The sequence below is a fragment of the Paenarthrobacter sp. 10L420 genome, from assembly GCF_056395385.1.
In genome coordinates this window covers 16,008-39,320 of sequence record NZ_JBFTJK010000011.1, presented here as the reverse complement: position 1 = coordinate 39,320, position 23,313 = coordinate 16,008, and the positions used below count along the sequence as shown (strand labels likewise).

Below are 23,313 nucleotides of genomic sequence, written 5' to 3'. Positions count from 1 at the left end.
TGGTTCCCGTAAACCGCATGAGAGTATGAACGGATGAGCGATCTGAACGACATTCAGCCCACGGATGAGGCTTCGGACGACACCCCCGTGGAGGGAACCACCTTGGAGGAGGGCACAGTCGCGCCCGGCGAACAGCAGCCTGGCAAGGGAGTCCCTGTCAAGGATGGCAAGCCCAAGGGCGCGAACCTCCAGGAACTCGTTGACGAGCCCGCCAAGGTAATGAGGATCGGGACCATGATCCGCCAGCTCCTTGAAGAGGTGAAGAGTGCGCCGCTGGACGATGCAGCCCGGGGCAGGCTGGCAGAGATTCACGAGCGCTCCATCAAGGAACTCGAGGATGGATTGGCTCCGGAGCTCATAGAAGAGCTGGAACGCATCAGTCTTCCTTTCCCCGATGAAAAGGCACCATCGGATGCAGAGCTTCGTATCGCCCAGGCCCAGCTTGTCGGCTGGTTGGAGGGCCTGTTCCATGGCATCCAGGCTGCTGTAGCGGCACAGCAGGCCGCCAAGGCGCAGATGCAACTGCGTCAGCTTCCCCCGGGAACTGTCATTGCGCCCGGTATTGTCATCGGCGAAAACGGTCAACCCCAGCGGGCCGCTGCACCGGGTGCGCCCGGCGCCGCGCCCCAGGGCCGGCCCGAAGATCCGGACCATGGCCCGGGCCAGTACCTCTGAGCTTGACTGTGGGTTTCTTTGGGGCCGTCCGGCAAGGGCGGAAGGACGATCTTGAGCTGGGTAAGGGGCTCTGGCGCCGCGCCCACGATCGCTTTCACCGCGGATTGGACCGGTACCACCAGGTCCTTGAGGGTGTCGACGACGACCAGCTCTACAACGAGCTCGTGGAGATCGCGAATGAGCTGGCTGAGTTGTCTCCTCGTGTGAGGATCATCTGTGTCGAAGCCCAAAAGAGGGCGCCGAGCGATGGCTTGGACGTTCCTGGTTCACTCGCCGGTGTTCACCGCGCTCTGTCCAAGGCTGGAAATTCCTTGGCCACTACGGCAGAAGCGGCGGCCATGCTTCGGCTCGCCGTTGGACCCGTACCGGTGGGCGCATTGTCCGTTAGGCGCCGGGCGGAGTCGGTCTTCGAGCAGGTGGCCGACGCCGAACGCCAACTGCAGGCGCAAGGGATCCAATAAACGAAGCGTTTGCAAATACTGGCGCTCGCCTGTATTTGCAGATTGCAAGCAGTTAAGCGGATAGCTGATCTCTGTAATATTTGGTGCCTCAGGCAACTCGTTGCTGGCAGGATGGCACACATGACTTCGTCACCAACACTTACTTTCAACGACGGCAACACCATCCCCCAGCTCGGCTACGGGGTGTGGCAAGTTGAAGACGATGTAGCCGAAAAAGTTGTGCGCCAGGCGTTCGAAGCGGGCTTCCGCCACATCGACACCGCAAAGATTTATGGAAACGAGTCCGGAGTGGGCCGCGCTATCGCTTCCTCTGGCCTTTCCGCCGAAGAAATCTTCATCACCACCAAGCTCTGGAACGCCGACCAAGGCTATGAGCCCACGCTGGCCGCGTTCGAGGAATCCATGGACCGCCTGGGCCTTGAGACCCTGGATCTCTACCTCATCCACTGGCAGCAGCCCAAGCAGGACAAGTTCGTGGACACCTGGAAGGCCCTGATCGAGCTGAAGAAGCGCGGCCGGGTCAGGTCCATCGGTGTTTCCAACTTCACGGTTGAGGGACTGCAGCGCATCATCGATGAAACCGGAGTTGTTCCGGCCATCAACCAGGTGGAACTTCACCCCTTCTTCAACCAGGCGGAACTGCGCGCGTTCAACGCCTCCAAGGGCATCCTGACGCAGGCTTGGTCGCCGCTTGGCCAAGGTGGGGAATTGTTGGAGAACGCCACGGTGGCCGAAATCGCAGCCAAGCATGACGCCACCCCGGCCCAGGTAGTCATAGCTTGGCACCTGGCCATCGGCAACGTCGTGATCCCCAAGTCCGTTACGGAATCCCGTATCCAGGAGAACTTCGCCGCCTTGGGCGTGAAGCTGGACGACGCCGACGTCGAGGCCATCAATGGCTTGGACCGCGGTGCCGAAGGCCGCATCGGCCCCGACCCCGCAGTCTCCGACTTCGCCTAAGCCCGAAGCCTGAACCAGGTGCCCCGCTCCCTTACCTGGGGCGGGGCACCTGCCGTTAACGCGCGACGGCGGTACTGGCCTGGCCGCGCGCGCCACCTCAGATTTCGGCTGATGACGCGCAAATTCCCTGAGGACGCGGAAACGGACTGAGGACGCTTGGATTTCGGGGGCGTCACCCAATTGGTATGGCGTGGATGAATATGGGTGTCGCCGGCTACACCATTGGCTACCCTTAGGCAGCTTCCGAGTGATTGGCGAGGGAATGCAAGAGGCCCCGATCCCTTGTGGTTAGTGGGATCGGGGCCTCTTCTACCGAGCTTCCTATCAGAATCGAACTGATGACCTTTTCATTACGAGTGAAACGCTCTACCGACTGAGCTAAGGAAGCACCGCGTTCATCACCGGTTTCCCGGGCGATCACGCAAGACATAACTGTAATAGAGGCACCGCGCCCGGGTCAAAACGAGGGCGGTGGCGGCCGTTGCGGGGATGTTCACCTGCATGTCGGGCCGGGTTCAGGCGGCCTTCTCTCCGCCGCCGGAGGCTGGGAAATCAACGATGGTCGGTTACATCCAGCCACGCAAACCAGCCGAAGGAGCCGCTCTATGACCGGGGATGCAATGACCAGGGACACCAACAACACTCCCACCCGGCTGCGGCTGGCTGTGGTGGACATGGTGGGGACAACCATTACTGACGAGGGGCGGACGGAACGGGCCCTGTCCCGTGCCTTGGCCGAGCACGGCGTAGAACCCGGCAGCAGCCGCTTCGAGAGCATGCTCGGTTACGCACGCGACACCATGGGCTTTTCGAAAATGGCCGTCTTCGGGGACCTTTTTGGCGACCCCACAGTGGCCGAGAGCGCAAACAAGGTCTTCGAGAAGGCTTACGACGAGTTGATTGAAGATGGTGGTATCCGCGCGATTCCAGGCGCGGAGGACGCCATTATCTGGATGCGGGAGTCCGGCATGCAGGTTTGCCTCGCCACGGGCTTTGGCCGCCACACGCAGAACATGGTCCTCGAATCCCTGGGTTGGATGGGCTTGGCTGATCTCAGCTTGTGCCCGGCAGATGCCGGACGTGGCCGGCCCTACCCGGACATGATCCTGACGGCGTTGCTGGCCTTGGACCTGGACGATGTTCGTGAGGTGGCCGTGATCGGAGACACCAGCTCGGACATGCTCTCTGGGGTTCGCTCAGGCGCGTCGCTGATTGCCGGCGTCCTCACAGGCTCCCACTCGGAGGCGACGCTCCGCGCAGCGGGGGCCACCGTCGTCGTGGATTCCATCAAGCAGCTCCCGCTCCTGCTGGAGAAACGCGAAGCCAGGCACCTCTAACGGCACGGCTTAGGTCAACGCGGACCTAGCACTGGAGCCCGTCCTGCGGCAGCTTGCCGTCAACAAAGTAATCGTCGACGGCGGTGCTGACGCAGGAGTTCGAGCGACCGTAGGCTGTGTGGCCCTCGCCTTCCCACGTGACCAGCGCGGCGTTTTCAAGCTGTTTGCGCAGGGACTGTGCCCACTCGAGGGGAGTGGCCGGGTCTCCAGTGGTGCCGATAACGACGATAGGGGCGGAGCCCTTGTAGTCCACCGGGGCAGGTGTGCGGGTGTTCTTGTACGGCCAGTCCTTGCAGGTGACCCCTCCGTAGGCGAAGAATGCGCCGAAAGTTGGAGATTCCTGCTTGAGCCGGGCTTCCTCGGCCCTCATCCCCGCGGTGTCAGTGACCATCGGGTAGTCGAGGCAGTTGATGGCCTGGAACGCGAATGCGGAGTTTGAACTGTACGTACCGTTGGCCTCGCGGTCCGCGCCGAGATCGGCGATGCGCATCATCTGGGAGACGTCACCGGAGAAGGCACTGTCCAGGGCCTGGGTTAATGCTGGCCAGCTTTGGTTGTCGTAGAGCGGGAGGAAGAGCCCGTTGACAAACTCCGTCCCGGTCACCAGCCTCCCGTCCTTGGCTGTTTGGGGGTTCTGGTCCACTGCGTTGATGAGATCCCTGATTTCCCGGACCCCGTTGTCAACGGACCCACTGAGGGGGCAGTCCTTTTGACCAAGGCAGTCGTCAACGTACGTGCGGAGGGCCTTTTCAAACGCTTTTGCCTGCCCCGCAGTCAGTTCCTCATTGCTGATGGACGGATCAACGGCGCCGTCCAATACCAGGTGCCCGACGTTCTCTGGGAACAGCGACGCGTACGTGGAGCCGAGGAAAGTGCCGTAGGAATAGCCAAGGTAATTGAGCTTGGCATCGTTGACAACGGCACGCAGGACGTCCAGGTCCTTGGCAGCACTGACGGTATCAATGTGCTCCAGCACGGGTCCGGTCTTCTCTACGCACTTCTCAGCCAGGGACTTGTTGAAGGCCAAAGCGGCGGCCAGGCCCTCGTCAGTGTCCTCCCGGAATACTTTCGCACGGGCGGCATCGCGTTCTGCATCTGACAGGCACGTGACCGGAGCAGACCGCTTGACGCCGCGGGGGTCGAAGCCCACCATGTCGAAGTTGCCGCGGAGCTTTTCAGTGAAGTGGGTGTTTCCCGCGTCCTTGACGAAATCGACACCCGAGCCGCCCGGGCCTCCGGGATTGACCAGGATGGAGCCCTTCTTGGTGCCAGTGCTGGGCAATTTAATGGCGGACAGCGTGATCTCGGCGGAGTCCGGATTGCCGTAATCCAAGGGAACCTTGACCTCAGCACACTGGAAGCCGTCCTCACACGAGCTCCATTTCACGGACTGTGAGTAGTACTTTTCGAGGCCTTTAGGCGCGGACGCTGCAATGGACGGGTCGACAGTGCTGGTGCTCGGCTTCGCAGTTGGTGTTGGAAGGAACGGCAAGGAGCAGGCACTGAGCACCAGCACGGAAGCAAGGGCCAAACAGAGGGCCGCGAAACCCCGCCGGCCACCCCCGGCCGCAGCAGGCTGGACAGACCGGTCCCTTGAGGGGGTACCGGCGGGCCGGCGAGGTGCGGACTTCATGGATTCTCCTATTGCTGGATGAGGCTCGTCGCCATGGACTCGACCGCCAACAGCGGCGCAACGTTGGTGGTGGTAATGCGGACACGGGCCTTGTTGATCGCGTCCATCCGGGCGAGGGTCGCTTCCGGGGTTGAGCGGGCGGCGTATTCTTCAAGATCGCTCTTGAGCTCAACGTTGACCAGCTCTACCGCGTTCCCCAATTGGATGATCAGGACGTCCCGGTAGAAGGACAACAGATCTGTCAGCGTGCGGTCCAGCGAGTCCGTGATGGAGCGCTTGGCACGGCGCTTTTGGTCGTCCTCAAGCTGCCTCACCTGGCTCCGCATGGACGGTGGCAGTGTGCCCGACTCCGGGGCACCAAGGCTTGCCAGGAGCGCGATTTTTTCGGCGGCGTCGCGCTCATCATTGGAGCTGTTGGCTTCATCGGTGGCGATTTTGACGAGCTTCTCCGCCATCATCACCGCTGCCGTAACCCCACGGAGCCCAAGCGGGATGCGAACCGTTTCGAGGCGGCGTTCGCGGGCGTCCGCATCCCGGGCCAGGCGGCGAGCGATCCCGATGTGGCTTTGCGCGGCGCGTGCTGCCCGGTCCGCGAGTTCGGGATCAATGCCGTCGCGCCTCACCAGCAGTGCGGCGACGTCGGAGGCTGGCGGAAGTCGCAGACTGACGGGACGGCAGCGCGAACGGATGGTGACCAATACGTCTGCTGGCGATGGCGCGCACAGCATCCAGATGGTACGCGGAGTTGGTTCTTCGATGGCCTTCAACAGGACGTTGGTGGTTCGTTCCGCCATGCGGTCCGCGTCCTCAACGATGATGATCCGCCAACGGCCAGTGGCGGGGCGGTCACCAGCCTTTGAAACAAGTTCGCGGGCCTCGTCAATGGTGATGGTGACCTTTTCGGTCCGCACGAACGTGACATCAGAATGGGTCTCGCCGAGGATCGTGTGGCATGCGGCGCACTCGCCGCAGCCCCGCAAAGTGACGTCGTCCTGCTCGCAGTTCAGCGCGGCAGCGAAAGCCTTGGCAGCATTGGAACGGCCCGAGCCCGGAGGGCCGGTAAAGAGCCAGGCGTGAGTGAGGCCGGATTCGCCCTGGGCTGCCTGCTTCAGTTGGGCAACGACCGGTGCCTGGCCTTGGAGGTCGTCCCAGACGCTCACAGATGGTTCCCTGAAACCCGCTCGCCCAGCCCGCGCTCAGCCAGCAAGGCCTCCACCCGTTCAAGGATCTGCGCGGCCAGCGAGGCAATGTCGGACTTGGCCGGCAGCACCATGTAACCGGAGGGAGCAGCGGCTGCGAGGTCGAGGAAAGCATGGCGGATGGTGGAATGGAACGCGTCGGGTTCGGATTCCAAACGGTCCTCAGCAGCCGCCCCGGCGGTGCGGCGTTCGCGGCCGTCGGAAGGCTCGACGTCGAGCAGTACTGTCAGGTCCGGATGCAGGCCTTCCGTGGCCCATTCGTTGAGGGACAAAACGCCTTCTGCCCCAAGCCCGCGGCCAGCCCCCTGATAGGCAACAGACGAATCAATGTAGCGGTCCGTGATGACCACCCGCCCTGCTGCAAGCGCCGGGCGGATCACCTGGCTGGCGTGCGCTGCACGCGCCGCGGCGAACATCAGGGCCTCCGTGCGGGCATCGATGGTGCCGTGGCCATGGTCCAGGACAAGGGAGCGCAGCTTTTCTCCAATGGGAGTCCCGCCCGGTTCGCGGGTGCGCAGCACGGACAGGCCCCGCGCTTCAAGGGCGTCGCAGAGCCGGGCAGCCTGGGTGGACTTGCCCGCTCCGTCTCCGCCTTCGAACGCGATGAAAAGACCGGGGCTCTGAATACTCACCTGTCTAGCCTACCGATCAGGGGCAAACCGTAACGGCTTTCATCCACAGGCTCGCCCACGACTACCCTGAAACCATGAGCCTTTCCGATCAGCGCGCTGCCGATTTGTCCCCGGAAACCGTTGTGGTGGCCGCTGGCCGCCCCGAGCGTAAACACGATGAGCCAGTCAATCCGCCCATCGTCCTGTCCTCCACATACTTTGGAACTGGTTCTCTGGGTGACGGCGATCGCGGTTATGGTCGCTACGCCAACCCCACCTGGGACCCGTTCGAGGACGCCCTGGGCAAGCTGGAAGGCGCTGCCCTGCCCGGCTTGCTCTATGCATCCGGGCTTGCGGCCGTCAGCTCGGCCCTCTCCTTGGTACCTGCCGGTGGCGTTGTTGTCATGCCATCACACAGCTACTCGGGCTCGTTGGTCATGGCGACCGAACTCGCGGAGAAGGGCTTCCTGGACCTCCGGATTGTGGACATTACGGACACGGAAGCAGTGAAGGCCTTGATCAGCCCGGCAGATGGCAAAGCCGCGGACCTGCTCTGGCTGGAAAGTCCCACCAACCCCATGCTTGGCATTGCCGATGTCCGGGCACTCACCGACGCCGCCCACGCTGTAGGCGCGATCGTGGTCACGGACAACACTTTCTCCACGCCCTTGGTGCAGCAGCCGCTCAGCCTGGGTTCCGACGTCGTGCTTCACTCGGTGACCAAATACCTCGCCGGCCATTCCGACGTCGTCCTGGGCGCCTTGGTGACCTCCAATCCGGAACTCCGGGCCACGCTCCTTCACCACCGCATCATCCACGGCGGCATCGCCGGCCCGTTCGAAGCGTGGCTGGCGCTGCGGGGACTCCGCACGCTTGCGCTGCGGATCGAACGTTCGCAAGCATCCGCGGCAGTGCTGGCCGAGCGCCTCAGCACCCATCCGAGGGTCGAGTCCATCCGCTATCCGGGCCTACCCGCGGACCCGGGGCATGAGCGCGCCAAGGACCAGATGAAGGGCTTCGGTTCCATCCTCTGCATCCAGATCGCCGGAGACGATGCGCGCACTGGCGCCGAAGCTGCCGACGAATTGGTCCGTGCCCTTCAGCTCTGGCTCCCGGCGACATCCTTGGGCGGGGTTGAGTCGCTGATCGAACGTCGACGTCGGCACGCAGCTGAGCCGGTCAGTGTCCCGGAGAACCTGGTCCGTTTGAGCGTCGGGATCGAGAACGTGGAAGATCTCTGGTCCGACCTTGAGCAAGCACTGAAGTCGCTGGACAGTTAGGCTAAGGGGCGTGGACGGAAAATTCTTGATCGCGATTGTCACCAACGCGGTCTACTTCATCCTTGGCTTGGTGGCCGTTGTCCTTGAACTGTGGGCTTTTGTGGATTGCCTGCGCCACCGGCCCACGCTGTTCGTGGCCGCATCCAAGCGCACCAAGACGTTCTGGTTGGCCCTTACCGGCGTTGCCTTTGCCATCGGCGCGCTGACCCTGTTGAGCGGTGGAAGCGGCCTCGGCCTGTTCGGCATCGCCGCGGTGACGGCTTCCTGTGTGTACCTTGCGGACGTCCGTCCAGCAGTCCGGGAAGCAGGCAGCGGCGGCAACCGCAACGTCGGTCCTTACGGCCCCTGGTAAACAGCCCTCGGCGCAACCGCGTCCCAGTCCACCGTAACTTCACCCAGGCGCCACCGCGACGGACCATCCTGAAGCGGCCATCCGGCGTCGCGCAGTAAGCGGCACATTCCTGTCCAGCGCTGCCGGTTGCCGAACGATGCCAGCGGCGCCGCTTCCAGCCAGGCCTTGTCCATGGCCTGCAGGAATGTATGGATGGGTTCGCCAGGCACATTGCGGTGGATAAGGGCCTTAGGCAGCCTCTCGGCCACTTCCGACGGCAGCTCGAAATTGCCAAACCGCACTGAGAAACTGAGGCTCCGGGGCCCTTCCGGATCCAGTGCCACCCACGTGACGCACCGACCGATCTCATCGCAGGTGCCATCAATGAACAGGCCGCCCGGAGCCAAGCGGGACTGAACCAGCCGCCAGATCCCGGCCACATCGGCTTCCTCATACTGACGGAGCACGTTGAAGGCCCGCACAACTATGGGGTCACCGGGAACCGGCAGTTCGAAACCACCCACGTGGAAGCTGAGCCCGGGACGTTCCAGCGCCTTAGCGGTTCGCACCCTGTCAGGCTCGATCTCGATCCCGCAGACGCGCACATCCGCGCGGACGGCCTGAAGACGCTCAAAAAGTTCGACGGCGGTGGCCGGCGAGGCGCCATAGCCCAGGTCCACAACCAAGGGGTCGACGGCGGCGCGGAGCCGCCACGCCTGCGGACCGGCGAGCCACCGATCGAGGCGGCGCATACGGTTCGGATTGGTGGTGCCGCGGGTGACGTTGCCAACAGGCTTCCCACTTCGACTTCGGGACGTACTGACCCGTTCCGCTTTTTGCACCACGATCCCCACTTTATCCTGCAACGCGGGGTCACTTATGGCCCCTTCGGAGCCGTCTAATGGGCCATAAGTGACCTCGCGTTGAGAAACGTAACGCCCGGCAAGGCACAGGACCCCTCGGCTAGGATGAAAACCATGACTTACAAGCTGATTCTGCTGCGCCACGGCCACAGCGACTGGAACGCCAAGAACCTGTTCACCGGCTGGGTGGACGTAGACCTGAACGACCAAGGCCGCGAAGAAGCAGTGCGCGGTGGGGAACTCCTGGTTGAGAACAACATCCTCCCGGACATCCTGTACACCTCGCTCCTGAAGCGGGCCATCAACACTGCCAACATGGCACTGGACAAGGCCGACCGCGGCTGGATCCCCGTCAAGCGCGACTGGCGACTCAACGAGCGCCACTATGGTGCGCTGCAGGGCAAGGACAAGGCCCAGACGCTCGCCGAGTTCGGCGAAGAGCAGTTCATGGAATGGCGCCGCAGCTACGACACCCCGCCGCCGCCCCTGTCCGACGACAGCGAATTCTCGCAGGCACACGACGTCCGCTACAAGGACCTCGGCGACGCCCTTCCGCGCACCGAATGCCTCAAGGACGTCCTTGTCCGCCTCCTCCCGTACTGGGAATCGGACATCAAGGAAGACCTCAAGGCTGGCAAGACCGTCCTGGTCACCGCGCACGGCAACTCCCTGCGCGCCCTGGTCAAGCACCTTGATGGCATCAGCGATGACGCCATTGCAGGATTGAACATCCCCACGGGCATCCCGCTGGTCTACGAACTGGACGAGGACTTCCAGCCGATCAACGGTCACCTTTGGTGACCGGCCGCCGTCGCTGTTTACGTTGCTGGGAAGCTGCTAGAAGCCCTCAGGCTGCCATTCGCCCGTGACGAGGTACGTGACCTTGCGGGCAACGGAGACGCCGTGGTCGGCGAAGCGCTCGAAGTAGCGGCTGGCCAAGGCCACGTCCACGGTGGTGGAGGCAGTTTCGTTCCAGTCCGGGGAAGCGATCGCCTTGAAGACGCTGAGGTGGAGGTCGTCCACGGCGATGTTGATCTTGAGGATGTCCCGGGCCACCTCAAGGTTGCGGGTCTCGAGGAGTTCGATGACCTTGGCCGTGATGTCGATGTCGTGCTGGGCCATCGCTTTGAAGGTCTGGGTCAGCGGCGCCGGAATGACGGTGGCGGGGTAGCGGAGGCGGGCCAGCTGCGCTACGTGGCGGGCGAGGTCACCCATCCGCTCCAGCGATGCGCTCATGCGGAGCGAACCAACAATCATGCGGAGGTCGCTGGCAACGGGGCCCTGCAATGCCAGGATGTCGATCGCACGTTCGTCGAGGCTGTTCTGCAGGAAGTCGATGCGTGCGTCTGCAGCGATGACGTCCTGGGCAAGATCGACGTCGGCGCCTTCGAAGGCCGTAGTGGCCTTCGTGATTGCTTCGTGAACCAGTTTGGAAATCTCGACGAGGTCGTCACCGACCTGGGTGAGCTCCTCCTGAAAAACCTTGCGCACTAAGGCGTCCTTTCCTTGGAAATCCTGTCCCATGGTGGGGCGCGGATTTCAAATACCATTGGCAGTCCAACCAGTAACTGTGTCAGCAGCCAGTGAACGGTTGCGCACCTTTAGATGAACGTTAGTTGAACCGCCCCCGTTTGGCATCGGATCAACACTTTGGCGAGATTCAAGAGCATAAGCTGGACACGTGGATCCGTTGCTTATAGGTGTCGTTGCAGGCTTGGTTGGCCTGTCACTGGGCGTCTTTGGCATGCTCGCTTTCAGGATCAGCGAGCGGCAGCGCAGGATCGTCGACCTGGATGTTACCGAGCCCCTGCTTCCGGAAGGTGCAGCGGAGGTGCTTGCCGTCGTCGGCCGCGCGTTTGTGGTGGTCGATGCGATCGATGGCGTGGTCCGCGCGAGTCCGGCAGCGTATGCCTACGGCCTGGTCCGCGGCCACACGGTGGTTCACAAGCAGCTCCTGGACATGACCGCAAAGGTACGCCGCGATGGCGTGATCCTGGAGCAACAATACGAACTTCCCCGCGGCCCGCTCGGCAAGGGCACCATCGTGGTCCAAGTGCGGGCAGCCATGTTGGGTTGGGAGTACATCGTGCTCCTGGCCGACGACCGTACCGAGATCACCCGGACGGAGGAGATCCGCAACGACTTCGTGGCCAACGTTTCCCATGAACTCAAGACACCGGTGGGCGCTATTTCGCTGTTGGCCGAGGCACTGGAAGCCTCGCCTGACGATGAGGAAGCGGTTCGCCGCTTCGCCAAGCGCATGCATAAAGAATCCGGACGCCTCGCAGCACTGGTCCAGGACATCATTGAGCTTTCCCGGCTTCAGGGCGCAAATGTTGCCCAGCAGGGCCACACGGTGGACATCAACACTGTGATTACCGAGGCAGTGGACCGCTCGCAGCTCCCGGCCGAGAGCAAGAATATCCAGATCCTGGTGGGTGGCCATTCAGATTCCCTGGTGTTCGGTGACAGGGACCTGCTGGTTACCGCCCTGCGCAACCTGATCGACAACGCCATCCGCTACTCGCCGGAGAACACCCGCGTGGGCGTTGGAGTCCGGACGCGGGAGGGGGTCGTGGCTATTTCAGTCACGGACCAGGGCGAGGGCCTCACACCGGAGGACCAGGAACGCGTCTTCGAACGCTTCTACCGGGTGGATGCTGCACGCTCCAGGCATACCGGTGGCACCGGCCTGGGCCTCAGCATCGTTAAGCATGTTGTGTCCAACCATGGTGGCGAGGTCACCGTGTGGTCCCAGCCTGGTCAAGGCTCAACGTTCACCATCCGGTTGCCCGAGATGGAAGGCCAGGACGACGACGCCGGCCTCCCGGCTCATGCTGCGTCCACTGCTGAGTCCCCGGAGCTACCAGCGGGGGGTGCCGCCGTCGAAACCCACCACGCGACTCAGCAACCGCATCACGCGAATTAACCGCATCACGCGAAACAACCGCATCACGGGAATCAACAAGGGGCGCCGGCGGCGCCCAAGAGCAAGGAGCCAGCGCTTGAGCAGGATTTTGATAGTGGAGGACGAAGAGTCCTTCAGCGACCCCCTGTCCTACCTTTTGGGCAAAGAGGGTTTCGACGTCGAGGTAGTGGATAACGGCACCGACGCCTTGGTGGAATTCGACCGGAATGGGGCCGACCTCGTCCTGCTGGATCTCCAGCTGCCTGGAACGCCGGGCACGGAGGTGTGCCGTCAACTGCGCCAGCGTTCCAGCGTGCCGGTGATCATGCTGACCGCCAAGGACTCGGAGATCGACAAAGTGGTTGGCCTGGAGCTGGGTGCAGACGATTACGTCACCAAGCCGTACTCCTCACGCGAACTCGTAGCGCGGGTGCGTGCAGTGCTCCGCCGGCAGGGTGAACCCGAAGAGCTGATCACCTCCACCGTGCAGGCCGGACCCGTCCGCATGGATATTGAGCGCCACGTGGTGAGCGTAAACGGCGAACAGGTATCACTGCCGTTGAAGGAATTTGAACTCCTTGAAATGCTGCTCCGCAATTCCGGGCGTGTGCTGACCCGGGGCCAGCTGATCGACCGCGTGTGGGGTTCAGACTACGTAGGCGATACCAAGACCCTTGATGTCCACGTAAAGCGCCTGCGCAGCAAGATTGAGCCGGATCCGTCCGTTCCGAGGTACCTGGTGACGGTGCGTGGACTGGGCTACAAGTTCGAGCCGTAAAGCTTCAGTCGGCCGGCCTTTAGTCAGCAGACTGACGGCAGACAACGACGAAGGAAGGGTTCCGCCGCAGCGGAACCCTTCCTTTTGTTGTCTTGCTTGTAGCTCGCCGCCTGCTAGTGGCCGGCAGCTGCAGATTCGGTGGCCGTCGGCGTCGCAGTCGACGTTGCCGTGGAAGTCGAAGACGGGGTTGCCGAGGCGCTTGAGGAGGGCAGGTATTCCTTGTACTCCGGGAGCGTGCCATCAACTACGGGAACGTTGATTTTTGCGGTGTCCGAACCGCTGCGAATGGTTACCGGGCTCAGTCCACCGGGCTTGGTGCCGGCGGAGCTAAGGACCGCGGCGTCGGATTCGCTATTCAGGTACGTCTCCGAGTTCGCCTTGACGGGAATTTCCGTCTGGGCCCCATTTGCACCACTGATGGTCAGGGTTGCATCCGAGTTGGACTTGTTAAACACTGCGCCGATCACGCGGCCGGGCTGGTTCTCGCCGGAAGCGACGATCAGCATGTTGCGCAACTGCAGCTGGCCGAGATCTGCTCTGATCCCGTCCGATGCTGAGTACTGGTGGGAAGTCTGCTGGGCGTTGACGAAGCCACAGCCGGTAACGGACAGAAGACCGACGCCGATTGCAGCCGCCGCAATTGCCAGCTTGCCGCGCTGGACAGGGTTCATCGCAGTAATGCGCACGACACCTACTCCTCAAGAGTCATTGGAACACTTTTCAGCCATAGCCTATCGGCAAAGCGGCCGAAATAAGGATTCGAGAAGGCATTGTGGCGAACGCGACCGGGAAGATCCGGCGCGCAGCTTGCTTCCGTGAAGCATCTTTCCTGGCTCACGTCAAGGGGTATCGCGAGCTCGTTTGGGGCCTATTTCCCTTTATTGGCGCGGCTGGAGGCCCCGTCGGGTGCCAGTCGTATGCCTTAATCGTGATAGACTAGTCTGCGGGAAAGGGGAAAGTCCACATGGTTTTTGAGGTCGGCGAGACAGTAGTTTACCCTCACCACGGTGCAGCAAAAATTGAGGAAATCAAGATGCGCACCATCAAGGGCGAAGAGAAGATGTATCTCAAGCTAAAGGTGGCTCAGGGTGATCTGACCATTGAAGTTCCAGCAGAGAACGTTGACCTTGTTGGGGTCAGGGACGTAGTGGGCAAAGAAGGCTTGGAGCACGTATTTGACGTTCTCCGCGCCGAGTTCACTGAGGAGCCTACCAACTGGTCACGTCGTTACAAGGCAAACCTGGAGAAGCTTGCTTCGGGCGATGTCATCAAGGTGGCGGAGGTCGTTCGCGATCTTTGGCGTCGTGATCACGATCGCGGCCTTTCCGCAGGTGAGAAGCGCATGCTGGCCAAGGCGCGGCAGATTCTGATTTCAGAACTGGCCCTGGCTGAGAAGACAGACGAAGAGAAGGCAGCAAGCGTTCTCGACGAAGTCTTGGCTTCCTAAGAATTGATACCCGGTGGTGCGAAAGCGCCGCCGGGTTTCTTTTTGCCACAAGCCAGCCGCAGCTGCGCGGAATTACCGGGCATGTGGGTATTCCATGCACATTCCGCATAACCTTGGGCGCATGAGTATTCCTTCCAAGCGCGCTGTTACGGCGGTGATCGTGGTGGCTGCCGGCTCGGGCGAGCGCCTCGGCTACGGTATGCCCAAAGCCAAAGTTCCGTTGGGTGGCGAAACCATCCTGATGCACGCCCTTCGTGGCGTTGTCGCTGCCGATGTTGCGCGCCAGATCTGCGTCGCCGTGCCCAAGGGGGATACGGAACTCCGCCAACTGATTGCCGGGTTCACCGTTGAACTGGTAGATGGTGGCCCTGAAATAACAGTGGTCGACGGCGGCTCCACCCGTGCTGATTCCGTCCGCGCGGCTTTGGCTGCTTTGGAGGACGGGACGGAAGCCGTGCTCGTTCATGACGCAGCCCGCGCCCTGACTCCCGAGCGAGTGTTCCAGCGCGTGGCCGATGCTTTGGCCTCCGGCGCCAAGGCCGTTATTCCGGCCATGCCTGTGGTGGACACCATCAAGACGGTGGCCCAGACCAGCGCTTCAGACTCTGGCATCGCCCCGGAAGTAGTCACGGGAACAGCGCCCAGAGAACAGCTCAGAGCAGTTCAGACTCCCCAGGGTTTCGACCTCGCCACGTTGCGGCGCGCCCACGACGCCGCTGAGCTCTTCGATGACAAGCAGGCCGCCGCCGTCACCGATGACGCCATGCTGGTTGAGCTTCTGGGCGTTCCAGTCCATGCCGTCCGCGGGGCCAGCCAGTCGCTGAAGATCACTACGCCCCTGGATCTCATCATTGCCGAAGGCCTCCTGGAGGGCCCTCTCGGAATGCGCTGGGTGGAAGGCTGATGGCGGCTCCGCAAGCTGCAGGCCTTCCCGGACACCTGGTCCTGCCTCGTACCGGAATCGGCATCGACGTGCACGCATTCGCACCGGAGGACGATCCCCAGCCGCTCTGGTTGGGTGGCCTCTTTTGGGAAGGTGAGCAGGGGCTGTCAGGACATTCCGACGGCGATTGCGTCGCCCATGCGGCTGCCGACGCTCTGTTTTCCGCGTGTGGAATTGGTGACCTTGGCACCCATTTCGGCACTGACCGCCCCGAGTTCGCCGGCGCCTCCGGGGTAAAGCTCCTCGGTGAGGCTGCACGGATAGTCAGGGGCGCAGGGTTCGAGATCGGCAATGTCGCCGTCCAATTTGTAGCCAACCGCCCCAAGTTCGGCCCCCGCCGCGAAGAATCCCAAAGGGTCCTGAGCGAAGCCGCGAACGCACCAGTCAGCGTCACAGCCACCACCAGCGATGGTTTGGGATTTACTGGCCGCGGCGAGGGGATTTCTGCGATTGCCACCGCCCTCGTCTACCCCGTCCAAGGAGAAACCCAGCCCGGTTCCACTGAAGGTGGGCTGAATGACTAAGGTGCGTTCCGGCGTCGTGCGTTCCGCCGTACTCTTGTCCGCGAGTGTGGCTGCTGCGCTCCTGCTTGGCGGCTGTGCAGGGACGCCGAAGATGGATGTGAAGGCCAGTTGCGAGTTTCTCAACAGTGACACCTTCAAGCCCGACGGCAACCAACAGCAGCAGTCCAAGCAGATCGCTGCCCACTATCACGAGATCGCGGACAAGCTGGCTCCGGAAATCGGCGATCCCATCAAGGAGATGGCCGCCATCATGGACAAAGCGGCGGCTTCCTCGCTGGGAGCAACCACTCAGGAACAGCAACAACAACTGACCGTGCATTTCAACAAAATCGGCGAGTACTGCAAGTAGGCAAGTCACGCCGCGTCATCGGCTAATCTGGAGCGGTGACCCTGCGCTTCTATGACACCGCCTCCGCCGAAGTCCGCGACTTCGTTCCCCTCGAACAGGGCAAGGCCAGCGTGTACTACTGCGGGGCTACTGTCCAGGGCATGCCGCACGTTGGGCACGTCAGGTCCGCAATCGCGTTTGATCAACTGACCCGCTGGCTCGAATTCCGTGGCCTCCGCGTCACAGTAGTCCGCAACGTCACGGACATCGACGACAAAATCCTGGCCAAGTCCGAGCAATCCTTCGGCCCCGATTGGGCTGCCGAGCCGACGGCGCGGAAAGACGAGGAGTGGTGGGCTTTGGCTTACCGCTACGAGCAGGAATTCGAGAACGCCTACGAATCCCTCGGCGTCCAGCGGCCGACGTACGAGCCCCGTGCCACCGGGCACATTCCGGAAATGCACGCGCTGATCCAGCGGCTGATCGACCGCGGCCATGCCTACCCCGCACTGGACGACTCGGGAGACGTCTATTTCGACGTCCGCTCCTGGAGCAAGTACGGTTCGCTGACGCGGCAGAACATTGATGACATGCAGGGAGCGCCCGACGCCGACCCCCGCGGCAAGCGCGATGCGCGCGACTTCGCGCTGTGGAAGGGTTACAAGGACGGCGAACCCGTCACCGCCAAATGGGAATCCCCTTGGGGAGCGGGACGACCCGGATGGCACCTCGAATGCTCCGCCATGGTCACCAAATATCTGGGCACGCGCTTCGACATCCATGGTGGGGGACTGGACCTCCGCTTCCCGCACCACGAAAACGAGATGGCCCAGTCCCAGGCTGCAGGCGACGAATTCGCCAATTTCTGGATGCACAACGGCATGGTCACCTACGAGGGCGAAAAGATGTCCAAGTCCATCGGCAACACGGTGAGTCCCGCCGAAATGCTTGAGTTGGCCTCGCCCCGGGTGGTCCGGTATTACCTTGGGCAGGCCCACTACCGTTCGGTGCTGGACTACCGGCCTACGTCGCTTCAGGAAGCAGCCGCCGCCGTCGAACGTATTGATGGCTTCATTGCCAAGGCCGCGGCGAAGGTGGGGCAGCAGGTCGGTGAGCCGACGAGCTACACCGAGGGTGCCCAGGCCGCGATGCCCACCGCCTTCGTGGCTGCTATGGACGACGACCTCAACGTCCCGCAGGCGCTGGGTGTGCTGCACGAGACCGTTCGGGCGGGCAACACAGCCTTGGCCGCCGGCGACCTGGGCGCCGTCAAGGACGCCCTCTCCAGCGTCCACGCCATGACAAATGTCCTTGGCCTGGATTCCGTGAAGCGCCCGGAGGCCGTGCAAAGCCGCGAACATGCCGCACTGGAGATTTTGGTGGAAGCACAACTCGAGGCGCGCGCCGCCGCCAGAGCCAACAAAGACTGGGCCGCGTCCGACGCCATACGCGACACCCTCGCGGCCGCCGGGGTCGTCGTCGAAGATGGTGCGGAAGGCGCTACGTGGAGCCTGAAACGCGACTGACAAACCGCCGCCACCGCCGAATTGCATTGGGTCAGTAGACTGGAATGCAGACTCATTAATTTCAAGCAAGGTGGACAGAATGGCCAACCACGGTCGCCCGGGTGCAATCCGCAAGAGCAAGAAGGGCCCCTCCACGGGTACCGGAGGCCACGGTCGCAAGGCCCTCGAAGGCAAGGGGCCAACCCCTAAGGCCGAGGAGCGGACCTACCACAAGGCGTACAAGAACAAGCAGCTTTCGGAGCGTTCGGCCGCTAAGCGCGGTCCGGCACGCCCGGGTACCGGCGCCCGCTCCGGCCCCAAGGGTCGCGCAACTGAAGAGCTGGTCACTGGGCGCAACTCGGTAGTGGAAGCGCTGCGCGCCGGCATCCCCGCCAAGGCCCTCCACGTTGCGATCCGCATCGAAATGGATGACCGCGTCAAGGAGTCCCTCAAGCTTGCAGCAGAGCGCGGCATCCCGCTCCTCGAAACTGGCAAGCCCGAACTGGACCGCATGACCGAGGACGCAGTCCACCAGGGCCTGGTCCTGCAGATCCCGCCGTACGAGTACGAGGACGCTTACGACCTCGCCGAGACCACCATCGCCAAGTGGAAGAAGGGGCACATCTCCAACGCCCCGATCTTCGTTGCCCTCGATGGCATTACCGATCCCCGCAACCTCGGTGCGATCATCCGCTCAGTCTCCGCGTTCAGTGGCCACGGTGTCATCGTTCCCGAGCGCCGGTCCGTCGGCGTCACGGCATCGGCATGGAAGACCAGTGCCGGCGCAGCAGTCCGCGTACCCGTGGCCCGCGCGTCCAACCTGAACAACGCCCTCAAGCAGTTCAAGAACATGGGCATCTACGTCCTCGGCCTGGACGGCGACGGCGACGTCTCACTGCCCGACCTCACGGTAGCCACCGAGCCCGTTTGCATCGTGGTCGGCTCAGAAGGCAAGGGCCTGAGCCGGCTCGTCCGCGAAAACTGCGACCAAATCGTCTCGATCCCGATCGACTCCGCCATGGAGTCGCTCAACGCATCCATGGCCGTGGGTATCTCGCTGTACGAGGTGTCGAGGCAGCGCGCTAGCTAGCGCCAGTCCGCCGAGGCCGGCGCAAGCGAGTCCCCCGGGGCGGCGGCGCAAGCGCCATCCTCCGCGCGCTCGCTCGTTCCTCGCTTAGACGCGCGCTTCCGGATGCCGCTTGCGCCGCCTTTGGATGCTCTCTCACTTCCTGCGGCTTTTTTATGGATGCTCTATCGCTTCCCGCGGGTTTTTTATGGATGCTCTATCGCTTCCCGCGGGTTTTTTACGGATGCTCGTTCACTTCCTGACCGTTTCGGCAAGCGCTCTCTCACGTCGTCATCGTGGGGGAGCGTTTGCTGTTCTTCAGGAATGACGACGACGGCGGCACCCGGCGCGGGCGCGGGGGGTCCGGTCCCCTTTGGGCGGATGTGAGAGAGCATCGGCCCCAAAGGTAGCCGGATGTGAGAGAAGATCCGGCCAGGAGCCGCAGGACGTGAGAGAACGTCAGAAGTCGCGGCGGTTGGCCAGGACTGGGAGCTTCTGACGGGCTTCTTCCACCACGGCGGGGTCGAGGTCGGCGAAGAGGAGCCCAGGTTCGCCGTCGAGGGCTTCCAGGACTTGCCCGAAGGGGGACACGACAGCGGAGTACCCCACTCCTGTGGGCGCGGCACCCTTGACCTCAGCACCTTGCGTAGCAGGATCTCCTTGGCCACAGGCAAGCACGAACGTCGTGGTGTCCACCGCCCGGGCGCGGGACAGGAGCTGCCATTGATCGGCCTTGCCCGGTCCGGCTCCCCACGACGCCGCAACGATGTTCACCACGGCACCGCGCAACGCGTTGGCTGTGAACAGTGCCGGGAAACGGATGTCGTAGCAGGTGGCCAAACCAAAGGTGACGCCGCCGACGTCGAACGTCACTGGGTCTGTTCCCGCCTCAACCGTGTCCGACTCCGCGAAGCCGAACGCGTCGAAGAGGTGGATCTTGTCGTAGCTGGTCTCCACGCCGGGGCCTGTGACCATGAGAGTGTTCCGCACGCGGGGCCCACCGGAGTCCGAAGCAGAGCCGGGCGTGAACATGCCGGCCACGATCACCAGCTGCAATTCGTTGGCGAGCTCGCGCACCCGGCCCGCCCAGGGGCCGTCGAGAGGTTCGGCGATGTCCGTCAGGGAGTTACCGAACGCGCGCATCATTGCTTCTGGGAAAACAACAAGCTCCGCGCCGCCGTCCTTGGCGCGGCGGGCGTACTCTTCCAGAAGCCGCAGATTGTCAGCCAGGTCCCGGCCGGTGATGACTTGAGCGAGTGCAACGCGCACGATTGAACCTCCAGTTCTGTCAGTCCCAGTATGGCAAGGCTGCAGTCAACCTACAGCCGCAGCGACATATTCGGGGGAGCCGATACGAATGTGCTGTTGCCCCGGCAAAGCGTTGCAGCACGTGAGCGGCCCGGAACTACGACCGCGGCCGGTACGTACCGGAAATTTGACGTGGTGCGCGCCGTCACACGGGAGGCTGACTCAGCACTCATCCTGTATGGAACTAAACTTGCAAGCAATGGTTATGCCTATTTTGGACCCAGCAGCCGCCCTGGATGCATCGCGCCCCAGGCCATTCGGACTGAGCAAGCCCCAGCCCGACTTCTTTGATGCCGTCACGCAGCAGACAGACAACGTGAACGTTGCAGTGTTTGCACCTGACATGGAACGCGTTGAAGTGGCGTACCAGGCACCGGGTGATGGTTGGCGGGTTCACACCCTTCCCAACCTGGAGGATGGTGTGCACTTTGGCATCGTCAGCGGCATGCCGCCGGGCACACGCTACGGTTTCCGCGCCGCTCCAGCTGAGGGCGGGCTGCCGATGTCAGTACCGGCACTGGATGTTGATGACGACGGCGAACAGTCGCTGTTGCTGGATCCCTATGGTCGCGCTGTGGATCAGCGGGGCGAATTCCTCACCAGTGTCCATATGGCATCGGATTTTGACTGGGGAGACGACGCGCCGCCGCGGACACCCATGCGTACGTCGGTGATCTACGAGGCCCACGTCCGTGGTCAGACGATGCTCCACCCGGATATCCCGGAGCACCTCCGCGGCACCTATGCCGGGATGGCACACCCCGTGATGATCCAGCATCTGACCGAGCTTGGAATCACTGCCGTGCAACTCCTGCCCATCCACTTCCACCTGGACGAGTCCCACCTCCAGGACCTGGGCATGACGAACTACTGGGGCTACAACACTGCTGCCTTCTTCGCCCCTCACTCCGACTACGCTACGGAGGCTGCGCGGAACGCAGGCCCCCACGCTGTGCAGGACGAGCTCAAGGGCATGATTAAGTTGCTCCACGCGGCCGGCATCGAGGTCCTTCTGGACGTGGTCTACAACCACACCGCGGAAGCCGGACCGGACGGGCCCGCGTTGAGTTTCCGTGGCCTCGGGGAGAAGCGCTACTACCGGCACGATGCACATGGGCGCTATCTGGATACCACTGGATGCGGCAACACCTTGGATTTCAGCGATCCCGTGGTGGTGGACCTGGCGTTGGATTCCCTGAGGTACTGGGTGAACGACTTCCACGTGGACGGCTTCCGCTTTGACCTCGCCGTGACCTTGTGCCGGGACGCTGGCAACCAATTCGATCCCAACCATCCCTTCCTGCGGGCCATTGCCGAGGATCCGGTGCTGTCAGAGGTCAAGCTCATTGCCGAGCCCTGGGATGTGGGTTACGGCGGCTGGCAGACAGGGCGGTTCCCGCAGGGATGGTCCGATTGGAACGATCATTTCCGCGACGGCGTCCGGCGCTTCTGGCTCTCCGATCGCGCTGCCATGGAGGCTGGCGGCCAAGGCGGCTCAGTCGCGTCGCTGGCTGAGCTGATGGCAGGTTCGGCGAACCTGTTTGCGCCGTCCGGCCGCACACGTTTGGCCTCAATCAACTTCATCACCGCACACGACGGCTTCACGCTCAAGGACTTGGTGAGCTACGACCGCAAGCACAACGAAGCCAACGGCGAGCAGAACCGCGATGGCCACGGAGACAACCGCAGCTACAACCATGGCGTTGAAGGCCGCAGCGAGAACGAGGAAATCGTGGCGGCCCGCGCGCTTTCCGTCCGGAACCTGATGGCTACCTTGCTGCTGTCCATTGGCGTTCCCATGATCACCGCTGGTGATGAGATCGGCCGCACGCAGCACGGCAACAACAACGCTTACTGCCAGGACAATCCCACGGCATGGCTGGATTGGAGCCGTACCCAGGAAGCCAACGCCATGTTCCAGACCACCAGGGAGCTTGTGAGGCTCCGCCGGTGGTTCCTGCGCCACCAGCCCGAGAACTTCCCGGCCCACACTAATGATTCCAGCCTGCAGTGGTTCGACGACAAGGGAAAGCGCATGACGCCCGCGCGTTGGAATGATCCCAACGCGCGCTCCATCCAGCTCCTGATGGGGCACGAGGACAGCGAAATCCGCGGCTTGGTCGTGGTGAACGGCAGCAACCAGGACGTGAAGATGGTGCTTCCCGAGATCCTCAGTGAAACGGGCATCGGCAAGCGTATGTTCGAACTCCGTTTCACAACCTCGGTGCTGCATGAACGCCGGAAGGGTGCGCTGGTGGCGTCAGGCGAGCGGGATATCCTGCAAGCCAACACCATCAACATTTACCGCACCTAGGAGCCCCTGCATGAAACGGAGCAGCAGTAAACTGCTGGCCTTCGCAGCGCTGGTGATTGCCGTCGTCGCGCTTGTGGTCGCAATGGTGGGCGGCGGCCCGCTGACAGCCCCTCAGGAAACGTCAAGCGTGCAAAGCACGACGGCGGAGCCTGGCTCCGCGTCAACGCCGCCGTCCGTGGCAAACCCCTCTGCGCTGCCCACCATCAACGCCTCGCAGCTGCCCAAGGAAGCGCAACAGACGCTTGCCCTGATCGCGAAAGGCGGCCCCTACCCGTACCGGGAAGACGACGGAAACTTCGGCAACTTCGAAGGACTCTTGCCCAAGAAATCCAGCGGTTTCTACAAGGAATACACAGTCGAAACACCTGGTGCGTCCAACCGCGGCGCCCGCCGAATCATTGTTGGCAAGGACACGGCGAAGTACTACACCGCTGACCATTACGATTCGTTCAAGTTCATCGTCGAAGGCAAGTAGGAGCCCATGAAGATTTATTCCGCAGACACCTGGACCCTCGAAGAACTTCAGGACCAGGTAGCAGATGCAGGCCGCAGGACCGTGATGGTCCCCCCGGCAGCAACAAAGCAGTCAGTCCTGGAAGTCTTCGCCCAGGTCCTGGACTTCCCGGAGTACTACGGCGTGAACCTGGACGCCCTCAATGACTCCCTGCATGACTTCGCCGACGCCCTGTCCGACGACGGCGGCACTCCCGTCACGATGATCTGGCAAGTCCCGGCGGCCTACCGCACGGACCGCTCCTTCGCCGTAGTCTGCGAAATCCTGCAGGACGCAGAGCGCTACGCAGGCCGCGACCTCGCCGTCATCGCCGTCTTCGAAAATTAAA

25 protein-coding genes and 1 tRNA gene are annotated in these 23,313 nt (G+C 62.6%); 18 read left to right on the top strand and 8 right to left on the bottom strand.

Features of this window, described 5'->3' with window-relative positions:
* The first annotated feature begins 33 nt into the window (after window positions 1–33).
* From AC1DD5_RS16025 to AC1DD5_RS16015, 3 genes are all read left to right on the top strand, one after another.
* On the top strand, window positions 34–675 hold the full coding sequence (locus AC1DD5_RS16025; protein ID WP_477522108.1) for a bacterial proteasome activator family protein: 642 nt from the start codon (window positions 34–36) through the stop codon (window positions 673–675).
* Window positions 676–683: 8 nt separating this feature from the next.
* Complete coding sequence (locus AC1DD5_RS16020; RefSeq protein WP_442017443.1) at window positions 684–1,136, top strand: hypothetical protein; 453 nt, start codon at window positions 684–686, stop codon at window positions 1,134–1,136.
* A gap of 120 nt (window positions 1,137–1,256) precedes the next feature.
* On the top strand, window positions 1,257–2,096 hold the full coding sequence (locus AC1DD5_RS16015) for an aldo/keto reductase (protein WP_477522107.1): 840 nt from the start codon (window positions 1,257–1,259) through the stop codon (window positions 2,094–2,096).
* A gap of 315 nt (window positions 2,097–2,411) precedes the next feature.
* Here AC1DD5_RS16015 and AC1DD5_RS16010 read toward each other — a convergent pair.
* Window positions 2,412–2,484 (bottom strand) — tRNA-Thr (locus AC1DD5_RS16010).
* A gap of 217 nt (window positions 2,485–2,701) precedes the next feature.
* On the opposite strand from AC1DD5_RS16010, the gene AC1DD5_RS16005 reads away from it, so the two are divergent.
* A complete protein-coding gene (locus AC1DD5_RS16005; protein WP_442004774.1) occupies window positions 2,702–3,433 on the top strand; it encodes an HAD family hydrolase in 732 nt (243 codons plus the stop codon).
* A gap of 25 nt (window positions 3,434–3,458) precedes the next feature.
* Here AC1DD5_RS16005 and AC1DD5_RS16000 read toward each other — a convergent pair whose 3' ends face one another.
* From AC1DD5_RS16000 to tmk, 3 genes are read right to left on the bottom strand one after another with little or no spacing between them, the layout of a single operon-like run.
* Window positions 3,459–5,066, bottom strand: a complete 1,608-nt coding sequence (locus AC1DD5_RS16000) for an alpha/beta hydrolase (RefSeq protein ID WP_442017334.1) — start codon at window positions 5,064–5,066, stop codon at window positions 3,459–3,461.
* An 8-nt stretch (window positions 5,067–5,074) separates the two neighbouring features.
* Window positions 5,075–6,226: a DNA polymerase III subunit delta' gene (locus AC1DD5_RS15995; protein WP_442017333.1), complete on the bottom strand. Its 1,152-nt coding sequence runs from the start codon at window positions 6,224–6,226 to the stop codon at window positions 5,075–5,077.
* Window positions 6,223–6,897 carry a dTMP kinase gene (gene tmk / locus AC1DD5_RS15990; RefSeq protein ID WP_442017332.1) on the bottom strand — a complete coding sequence of 225 codons (675 nt, stop codon included), beginning with the start codon at window positions 6,895–6,897 and terminating at the stop codon, window positions 6,223–6,225. Before tmk ends, AC1DD5_RS15995 begins: the two co-directional genes overlap by 4 nt.
* 74 nt (window positions 6,898–6,971) lie before the next feature.
* Here tmk and AC1DD5_RS15985 point away from each other — a divergent pair, with 74 nt between their 5' ends.
* Both AC1DD5_RS15985 and AC1DD5_RS15980 read left to right on the top strand, forming a co-directional pair.
* Window positions 6,972–8,156, top strand: a complete 1,185-nt coding sequence (locus AC1DD5_RS15985; RefSeq protein WP_442017331.1) for a trans-sulfuration enzyme family protein — start codon at window positions 6,972–6,974, stop codon at window positions 8,154–8,156.
* Window positions 8,157–8,166: 10 nt separating this feature from the next.
* A complete protein-coding gene (locus AC1DD5_RS15980) occupies window positions 8,167–8,508 on the top strand; it encodes a DUF2516 family protein (protein ID WP_216921243.1) in 342 nt (113 codons plus the stop codon).
* Here the strand turns inward: AC1DD5_RS15980 and AC1DD5_RS15975 are convergent.
* Window positions 8,493–9,332, bottom strand: a complete 840-nt coding sequence (locus tag AC1DD5_RS15975; protein WP_442017330.1) for a class I SAM-dependent methyltransferase — start codon at window positions 9,330–9,332, stop codon at window positions 8,493–8,495. The two genes, AC1DD5_RS15980 and AC1DD5_RS15975, sit on opposite strands and share 16 nt — an antisense overlap.
* Before the next feature lie 132 nt (window positions 9,333–9,464).
* On the opposite strand from AC1DD5_RS15975, the gene AC1DD5_RS15970 reads away from it, so the two are divergent.
* Window positions 9,465–10,151 (top strand): phosphoglyceromutase, encoded by a 687-nt coding sequence (locus tag AC1DD5_RS15970; RefSeq protein ID WP_477522106.1) that lies wholly within the window; start codon window positions 9,465–9,467, stop codon window positions 10,149–10,151.
* A gap of 36 nt (window positions 10,152–10,187) precedes the next feature.
* Here the strand turns inward: AC1DD5_RS15970 and phoU are convergent, their stop codons facing one another.
* Complete coding sequence (gene phoU, locus AC1DD5_RS15965; RefSeq protein ID WP_442019334.1) at window positions 10,188–10,841, bottom strand: phosphate signaling complex protein PhoU; 654 nt, start codon at window positions 10,839–10,841, stop codon at window positions 10,188–10,190.
* A 199-nt stretch (window positions 10,842–11,040) separates the two neighbouring features.
* On the opposite strand from phoU, the gene AC1DD5_RS15960 reads away from it, so the two are divergent.
* Window positions 11,041–12,279: a sensor histidine kinase gene (locus AC1DD5_RS15960; RefSeq protein ID WP_442019346.1), complete on the top strand. Its 1,239-nt coding sequence runs from the start codon at window positions 11,041–11,043 to the stop codon at window positions 12,277–12,279.
* 76 nt (window positions 12,280–12,355) lie between these two features.
* Window positions 12,356–13,036 carry a response regulator transcription factor gene (locus tag AC1DD5_RS15955; RefSeq protein WP_216921232.1) on the top strand — a complete coding sequence of 227 codons (681 nt, stop codon included), beginning with the start codon at window positions 12,356–12,358 and terminating at the stop codon, window positions 13,034–13,036.
* A gap of 113 nt (window positions 13,037–13,149) precedes the next feature.
* Here the strand turns inward: AC1DD5_RS15955 and AC1DD5_RS15950 are convergent, their stop codons facing one another.
* Window positions 13,150–13,707: a hypothetical protein gene (locus AC1DD5_RS15950; RefSeq protein WP_442004801.1), complete on the bottom strand. Its 558-nt coding sequence runs from the start codon at window positions 13,705–13,707 to the stop codon at window positions 13,150–13,152.
* Window positions 13,708–14,000: 293 nt separating this feature from the next.
* On the opposite strand from AC1DD5_RS15950, the gene AC1DD5_RS15945 reads away from it, so the two are divergent.
* The 6 genes from AC1DD5_RS15945 (at window position 14,001) to rlmB (ending at window position 18,873) form a co-directional block, all read left to right on the top strand.
* Complete coding sequence (locus AC1DD5_RS15945) at window positions 14,001–14,483, top strand: CarD family transcriptional regulator (RefSeq protein WP_011690592.1); 483 nt, start codon at window positions 14,001–14,003, stop codon at window positions 14,481–14,483.
* Window positions 14,484–14,604: 121 nt separating this feature from the next.
* Entirely contained in the window at window positions 14,605–15,387 is a 783-nt protein-coding gene (gene ispD / locus AC1DD5_RS15940; RefSeq protein ID WP_431118420.1) for a 2-C-methyl-D-erythritol 4-phosphate cytidylyltransferase, read from the top strand.
* Window positions 15,387–15,950 carry a 2-C-methyl-D-erythritol 2,4-cyclodiphosphate synthase gene (gene ispF / locus AC1DD5_RS15935; RefSeq protein WP_477519188.1) on the top strand — a complete coding sequence of 188 codons (564 nt, stop codon included), beginning with the start codon at window positions 15,387–15,389 and terminating at the stop codon, window positions 15,948–15,950. The genes ispD and ispF overlap by 1 nt, the downstream gene beginning before the upstream one ends.
* Window positions 15,943–16,299, top strand: a complete 357-nt coding sequence (locus tag AC1DD5_RS15930; RefSeq protein WP_442019337.1) for a hypothetical protein — start codon at window positions 15,943–15,945, stop codon at window positions 16,297–16,299. The genes ispF and AC1DD5_RS15930 overlap by 8 nt, the downstream gene beginning before the upstream one ends.
* 35 nt (window positions 16,300–16,334) lie before the next feature.
* Entirely contained in the window at window positions 16,335–17,804 is a 1,470-nt protein-coding gene (cysS, locus tag AC1DD5_RS15925; protein ID WP_442019338.1) for a cysteine--tRNA ligase, read from the top strand.
* 79 nt (window positions 17,805–17,883) lie between these two features.
* A complete protein-coding gene (rlmB, locus tag AC1DD5_RS15920; protein ID WP_442004785.1) occupies window positions 17,884–18,873 on the top strand; it encodes a 23S rRNA (guanosine(2251)-2'-O)-methyltransferase RlmB in 990 nt (329 codons plus the stop codon).
* A 435-nt stretch (window positions 18,874–19,308) separates the two neighbouring features.
* Here rlmB and AC1DD5_RS15915 read toward each other — a convergent pair whose 3' ends face one another.
* Window positions 19,309–20,118, bottom strand: a complete 810-nt coding sequence (locus AC1DD5_RS15915; RefSeq protein ID WP_477519187.1) for a carbon-nitrogen hydrolase family protein — start codon at window positions 20,116–20,118, stop codon at window positions 19,309–19,311.
* A 238-nt stretch (window positions 20,119–20,356) separates the two neighbouring features.
* On the opposite strand from AC1DD5_RS15915, the gene glgX reads away from it, so the two are divergent.
* Genes glgX through AC1DD5_RS15900 form a run of 3 tightly spaced genes read left to right on the top strand, consistent with a single transcriptional unit; the run spans window position 20,357 to window position 23,312 of the window.
* A complete protein-coding gene (gene glgX / locus AC1DD5_RS15910; protein WP_477519211.1) occupies window positions 20,357–22,471 on the top strand; it encodes a glycogen debranching protein GlgX in 2,115 nt (704 codons plus the stop codon).
* A gap of 10 nt (window positions 22,472–22,481) precedes the next feature.
* Entirely contained in the window at window positions 22,482–22,946 is a 465-nt protein-coding gene (locus AC1DD5_RS15905) for a guanyl-specific ribonuclease (RefSeq protein ID WP_477519186.1), read from the top strand.
* Between the two features lie 6 nt (window positions 22,947–22,952).
* Window positions 22,953–23,312: a barstar family protein gene (locus tag AC1DD5_RS15900; protein WP_477519185.1), complete on the top strand. Its 360-nt coding sequence runs from the start codon at window positions 22,953–22,955 to the stop codon at window positions 23,310–23,312.
* Window position 23,313: the final 1 nt, after the last annotated feature.